8 protein-coding genes are annotated in these 6,531 nt (G+C 36.4%); 1 reads left to right on the forward strand and 7 read right to left on the reverse strand.

Going from position 1 to position 6,531, the window contains the following annotated elements:
* Nucleotides 1-83: 83 nt before the first annotated feature.
* Nucleotides 84-398 carry a hypothetical protein gene (locus tag FJ213_12310; protein ID MBM4176936.1) on the forward strand — a complete coding sequence of 105 codons (315 nt, stop codon included), beginning with the start codon at nucleotides 84-86 and terminating at the stop codon, nucleotides 396-398.
* Nucleotides 399-557: 159 nt separating this feature from the next.
* On the opposite strand, the gene FJ213_12315 is transcribed toward FJ213_12310, so the two are convergent.
* From FJ213_12315 to FJ213_12345, 7 genes are all read right to left on the reverse strand, one after another.
* The gene (locus FJ213_12315) at nucleotides 558-968 is read right to left on the reverse strand and encodes a HEPN domain-containing protein (GenBank protein MBM4176937.1); all 411 of its coding nucleotides are present in this window, start codon (nucleotides 966-968) and stop codon (nucleotides 558-560) included.
* A complete protein-coding gene (locus tag FJ213_12320; GenBank protein ID MBM4176938.1) occupies nucleotides 965-1,465 on the reverse strand; it encodes a nucleotidyltransferase domain-containing protein in 501 nt (166 codons plus the stop codon). The genes FJ213_12315 and FJ213_12320 overlap by 4 nt, the downstream gene beginning before the upstream one ends.
* A gap of 117 nt (nucleotides 1,466-1,582) precedes the next feature.
* Nucleotides 1,583-1,927, reverse strand: coding sequence for a hypothetical protein (locus tag FJ213_12325; protein MBM4176939.1), 345 nt, complete (start codon nucleotides 1,925-1,927; stop codon nucleotides 1,583-1,585).
* 61 nt (nucleotides 1,928-1,988) lie between these two features.
* Entirely contained in the window at nucleotides 1,989-4,205 is a 2,217-nt protein-coding gene (locus FJ213_12330) for a T9SS type A sorting domain-containing protein (protein MBM4176940.1), read from the reverse strand.
* 12 nt (nucleotides 4,206-4,217) lie between these two features.
* Complete coding sequence (locus tag FJ213_12335; protein MBM4176941.1) at nucleotides 4,218-4,763, reverse strand: hypothetical protein; 546 nt, start codon at nucleotides 4,761-4,763, stop codon at nucleotides 4,218-4,220.
* Between the two features lie 139 nt (nucleotides 4,764-4,902).
* Nucleotides 4,903-6,105 (reverse strand): hypothetical protein, encoded by a 1,203-nt coding sequence (locus FJ213_12340; protein MBM4176942.1) that lies wholly within the window; start codon nucleotides 6,103-6,105, stop codon nucleotides 4,903-4,905.
* A partial coding sequence (locus FJ213_12345) for an ATP-binding cassette domain-containing protein (protein ID MBM4176943.1) occupies nucleotides 6,080-6,531 on the reverse strand: 452 nt, incomplete at its 5' end. The genes FJ213_12345 and FJ213_12340, both read right to left, overlap by 26 nt.

Below are 6,531 nucleotides of genomic sequence, written 5' to 3' on the forward strand. Positions count from 1 at the left end.
TGCGACAAAGTAAAGGAAGGCGTGTGCGTGCAATCGGCTGGCTGATGACGTCAAAACGAATACGCACTCGAAAAGGAGACATTATGAAATTCCTCTCGCTTGAAGACTTAACCGGAACGTTTGAAGCTGTTATCTTTCCGAAAGAATATGAGAAATATGCGCCGCTTACTATTTCAATGGGACCATATTTCGTAGAAGGATACGTCGATAAAGAAAATGGAGATACGATTACAGTGAAAAAACTCGCCGTACTTTCTGCAAGTAAAGCTCTGCGTGCAGAACAACTCGATGATGCTGAGAACATTTTCAAGAGCACTGAAAAGATTGACTCTGATGAATTCAGAATCATCAATGAGATACATGCAGAGTGGATATATAGAAATTCTGTGGGATATTAAGGAAATGCGGAATGTAGAATGCGAAGTGCGGAATATCATCAATCTATGTATTGTCGATTGTTAATTATCGAATGAATATAAACTAAATCATCAATCGTCAATCATCAATTCGTACTGGGCTTGTCGAGATGTGCAAAGAGTAGAATGTTGAATTTGAATTTAATCCTTACATAAAATCGTTCCAATAGTTACCCAATCGTTTGCTGATTGAATTGCTATTTCTGCATCGTTAATTGTGTACTCTTCAGTTGGGATAAAATCTATATCACCATAAAATGAGAGTTCTCTTTCTCCTCTTAACCATTTTGCATTTGGGATTAAATCTAAAATTCTATTGTGATATTCTTTTGGTATACTTTCAAAATTTGCTTTAATAATTTCACCAACATCATGCCATTTAGGTGGATCGATACCGATCTTTCTCAATATGGCTTTTTGAACCAATTCAACTATCTCTTGAGCTTCTCTGACGACATCTGAAAAAGCCGATTCATCTTTTAATACAGTTAAAATCTTCAATCTCTTAGTTGCTTTCGAGATATAACTTAAGCTAAGCTCGTTGTTGGTCATAATTTGATCTCATCTCCCCAAGTGTAATCAGACTTTAACCTCCAAAAGTATCCTCCCTTAAATTCAATTTTCTTGCTTCCATATTTTTTCATTTTTGCTTCTAAATTATTAAGAACATCTTTGAAAAAATCATCCCTGTCATATAAAATTTTACAACCATCAACCATTTCAATGAATAAAGGACTTCCATATTTAGCTTCTTCCTTCGTTTTAATGACCGGAGATACTTGCAAATTCATACCTTTCTTAATTAGGTCAATGCGGTCGTCTTCAGTGTTCAAATAAACATTCTCATAAAACTCAAAAAATCTATTATATCTCCCAATAGGAACATCTTCAAGTATTATTAAAATATCTACATCTGATTCAGGATGAAATTTGTCACGACCAACAGACCCGAACAAAATAATGCTCACCAATCGATCGTCGTAAAACTTGATGGTCTGAATCTTTAATTTCTCAATAAAATTAAAATACGATTTTTTATAATTGAACATTGATAAATAAATATAAATCCAGTTAAAATATAATTTAATATTATAACTATATCAAACCATTGACTGCCTGGACTTCCTTCAAGAATACACTTTGCTGCACAGACCGGACTAATTATTCTACATCTCTATACTAACGATAGATGAAGCGTGAAAATAATCGTGGTGCAAATGCCCTCGCATAACAACGATATTCGCATCATGAAAATATTCAGGCACTTCTCCCGGACCTTGAACTTTGTAGAGTTTGTTATTTCTATCCTTAATAAAAAAATTCGAACCGTTTGCATCAACTTGTATTGGTTGATCTTTTGCAAGCTGAGCACGTACTTCAATATTTTTATTATCGTTTGGATCCAGAGTTGAGAAATCCGTAAGCTCTGTGCTTGTTGTAAAAAATAATTTATAAACAACGAACAACATAAAAACTACGAACACACCAAAAACAATTTTACCTTTTTGCATTGAACTCCTTTAGTACTTTAATCTGCAGAGACGCATTGGCATGCGTCTCTACGATAGAAATTTATTTTAATAAAACTAATTTTTTACTTTCAGTAAATTCTTTTCCGGACTTATTACTTTTCGCTGTAATTCTATAGATGTAAGTCCCGGAAGAAACTTTCAATCCTTTATTATCTTTCCCATTCCAACGCACATCAAAATAGCCTGCTTCTTTTCCATCATTCACCAACGCTCTAACTTCCTTTCCTAACATATCATAAACTTTAATCACCACGTGCGACTGTTCTGGAACAGCGAACTTGATCACCGTTTCCGGATTAAACGGATTTGGATAATTTTGGAAAAGTGAATATTTCATCGGAATAGTACTCAACGAATAGCCATCTCCGACACTTGTTGATACATTCGGATCGAGCGTATATCTTAGTGAGCGGGCAAGTATTGTATCGCGGTTGGCATCACTCAGCATTTCCAAACCAATTCCAAAGAAAACCATTTTCCATTTTGTTGTTGGATGCTCAGACCGAACCGCACCGATTCTGACAGTATCAGCCGTTCCGGTTCCGTAGTGAAATACTTTAAACATCTGACCTTTTGCTGCCCAAGAAAATTCAAGTTGATCTTTTCCTGGGCCTGCCATCGGTAAGCTCAAGCCATCACCAATTAAATCTCCGTTAAATCCTCTCCCGCTGAATGATGAATTGTTCGAATTGAATTTAATTCCAGCATATTGAGAAAGAAGAACTTCTGCCGTATCTGTGTATTCTGCCATATTTTTCCCTGTGAGAATAACTCTTCCGCCAGTATTGAGATGATCGATCAAAGTTGTTCTGTCGAGATCCGGGAGCCCAGATGTTGCTTCTCCTCCTGCCACCCACACGAGTGTCAATGGACTTGTAAATGTACTAAATAAAGAACTTGATGGTATGTATCCTTTAGCAGCCACATCCCAAACAGCAAAAGGAATTTCAGAATTTTCAAGCGATTTGATATGCTTATCTTGAATAGTTTTTAGCGTGTCATTCAATACAAGAAATACTGAGACTGGAGTCGTTGAAATGTCAAGTAACTTGCCAGTCAAATCAAGATAAACACTGTCAAGTGTTATAAATCTTCTATACGGCGGATCAAGATCTATTTTTATTTTATAATATTCATCGCCAGGAATATTAAACGAATAATAGCCGTCTAATCCGGTAGTAACATTTCCGAGTGAAGTTGTATCCCCCACCCAATTTATTTTCATTCGTGCAGATATTCCATTAAATGTTACAGCATCCATCAAAGTCCCGGTAAAAGAAACATTCGGTTTTTTACTTAATGATGCATCGTAGACTATCACTTCTGTATTTCCAATTCCTCCGGCAGGATTGAAACTTATCGCTTGCGTTTGAGGAAAATAACCGAATTTTTGAGCAGTGACATTAAATGTTCTGTTCAACACAGCAGTTTCATAATATCCTGTTGAATCAATCGGAATATTTTGATAAGGCCAACCGGGTCTACTCCATCGATTTGAATATGGACTAAGAACAGAGCCAATCGTTGATCCCCAAGTTCCATCTAATTTCAAAAATGAACCTTGAAGCGGAAGGTTTGTCGATGCATCGCGAATTGTTCCTTGCAATACCCAAGATGGATAAATTGAAATCGCACCTAATTGATCGTCTATTTTTAAATGTCTGCGAGAAGTATCTCCTCGGCTTACTGCGTACCACATCACTGCCTGATTGTTCAATGGTCCGCATCCATTTGAACCGGATGAAGGACTCGGCGGCTGTCCAGCATGGTTGATCCCCATGTGATGACCAAATTCGTGAGTGAGGACTGATTTTAAATCCATCTTATTTGATTCGCCATTAATACCGGGAGTAAAATCCCTCCCATTCCAGATTAGGTCCGAACCTGTTGCTTGATAACCTCCTGAAGTTGTAGTAAATGTCGATGAGAATGCGATCACATTTGGATCGCTGAAATTGCTTCCCGCTAAATCGAAGAATACAACATTGATCCCGTCGTTCGTAACATAAGAGACATCAGTATTTGCTCCCCGCTGAAAAACGAAGTAACATCCCTCAAGATCATTCCATGATTGAGCTGATGCTTCAATAGTCGGGTTAAATTCTGTCGGAGTCGAACTATGCATGCGATAAGTGAATGGGATATTGTGAGCAAAGTACATTCTGTAATTTCCAGATGAATTCGTAATGAGACAAAATCCAACAATTCCCATAAACACCACTGCTAGTAGACTTGAATAAATAATTTTTAATTTCATCTTAATCCCCTCCTAATTCTTAGCAGAGTTTTTTATTGAGGAGATGAAAGTATTTAATTCGAATCGATTTTCAATTCTATTTTCATCTTCGATAATTTTTTTGGTAACAGGATCAACTAACCCAACATTATTGAGATTGTTAAAAGCATAATTCAATCCTTTTTCTTCAATCACATTGAAATGCCCAAGCACGATAGAGTGAATCCAATATGCCCCTTTCCAATATCTTAAAAACAAAACAACATTATTTCCGGATTGAAGTTTTGGAGTTCCATCCACAGCTTGCGAAATATGCCCAACAGTACCGCCCAACTGTTTAACAACAACTTTCTTCGATGCGGTTTCTCCTTTGATCATTTCTTTTACAGATAAAGTCGTATAGGTATAGATGGAATGTCCTTCCCATACTGAGTAAGAAGATAATACTTTACCATATACTATTATACTCGATTCTTTTGCGAGCCGATCAATACCAACATATTCCACAGTTAGAGCTGAAAGCCGAGCCGCACTAAAGAAAAAGAGCATCAATAAAAAAAGCGTTTTAACTTTTTTCATTTTGTACCTCTGATTTATTTCCTGTTAAAATTACGTTAATCCCGTTGACTTAGATTAGGATTATCTTAAAAAATGTGCGTAATAATAGTTAATCAGACAAAAAAAATCTATTGAAATCGTAACAGATAAATATCGATTTCTAAAACGAATATTTAGTTCTAATAAAAAACATTTTACCAAATCCCCCAAATTCGCTCAGGGGCTTACCATCAAACAGCAGAGCGATCAGCATCAGATCAAAATTTTCTAAAATTGACCAATTCAGCGACGGAACTGCAACGAAAGATTTATCGTTCGGATTGAATAAGCCAAAAATTGATCCGCGAATTAAAGGTGTGAAATTGTACGAAAATTCATGAAACATTGACAAGCGAGAAGGCGAAAGCATCCCAAGTTCTGCGGCTTCAAATTGATGTATAGCTGCATTTCTTGCTTTTCCATTGCTATTGAATAGCACTTCTGTGTGAATGTAGAATGAATTTTCAAAAGTATAATCTCCAGAAAGAACTAAACTAAAAACTGGTTTATCATAATCGAAAAGAGATTCTCCAAGAATTCTTGGAATTTTATTAATTGAAGTTGCAGATTTTTGTGGTGCCGCTGAAGCGACTATTTCTCCTCGAAAACCCGCACCTGAAATATCGCCCGACCATGCTCCGCCAAGAATCCAGCGATTATTTTTTACTCCGCCAAGCAGATGAAAATCGTAATTCCATTTGTTCATTACTGCGTGAACTGCGGCAATTGATTTTCCTCGAGTTTTACCTCGTGTAAAAGCAGCTTCAATTTTTGAAACAGCGCCTGTATAATATTGCAATCGGATTGCATCAACTCCCGGCCGTTCTTCATAATCGAAATCCAAAATTGAAAGCGGATTAAAAAGATCTGTAATGTTCCACACCCAGCTTGTTCCCCAAGCAATCCGTTGTCTTCCAATAGTTGTTTGAAAATTTTTGAATTGCCAGTCTAACCAAATTCGATCAATCTCAACATAACCGATGGATTTATTTTTATTCCAGGCGACGTAATCTAACTGAACAAAATCATGTTTCGATTTTATTTGATCTATATAGTTCGGAAAATTTTCTACAGTTTCCCCGTAAAATCCTCTCATTCTAGCCTCCAACGCGGCACTTATAGACTCAACCGGATACCATCTCGTGTTTATTCTGGTGTGAATTAAATGATCGGAAAATCTTTCAGAGAAATATGGAATTTTTACGGAACTAAAAAGATATTTCGCATAACCATTCAATTCAAATGAAGAAAGCTGGGCAAATGAATTAAATGAAAAGATTATTAGAAGAAGAAAACCATTAAGAATTGATCTGAGATTTTTCATTCTGATATATGTCTGATTTGATTTTTCCATCTTCCAGAGTAACAACACGACGAGCTCTTTTTATTACCTTTGCATCGTGAGTTGAAAAAACAAAAGTCATTTGGTATTCATGATTTAATTGTTCCATTAGATCGAGAAGCGATTCAGCAGTTTCAGAATCTAAATTCGCTGTCGGTTCATCTGCTAAAACAAATGATGGCTTTGATGCTAATGCACGTGCTACTGCAACACGCTGCTGCTGTCCGCCTGATAATTCTGAAGGACGATTTTCGGCACGTTCTTTCAATCCAACTGATTCAAGAAGTTCAATTGCTCTTCTTTCTCTTTCATCCTTCGGCACTTTTTGAAGCAGCATGATAAATTCCACATTTTCTTTTGCTGTGAATACTGGAATTAAATTAAACGCCTGAAATACGAATCCAATAT

It is taken from the genome of Ignavibacteria bacterium (assembly GCA_016873845.1).
GTDB lineage: Bacteria > Bacteroidota > Ignavibacteria > Ch128b > Ch128b > JAHJVF01.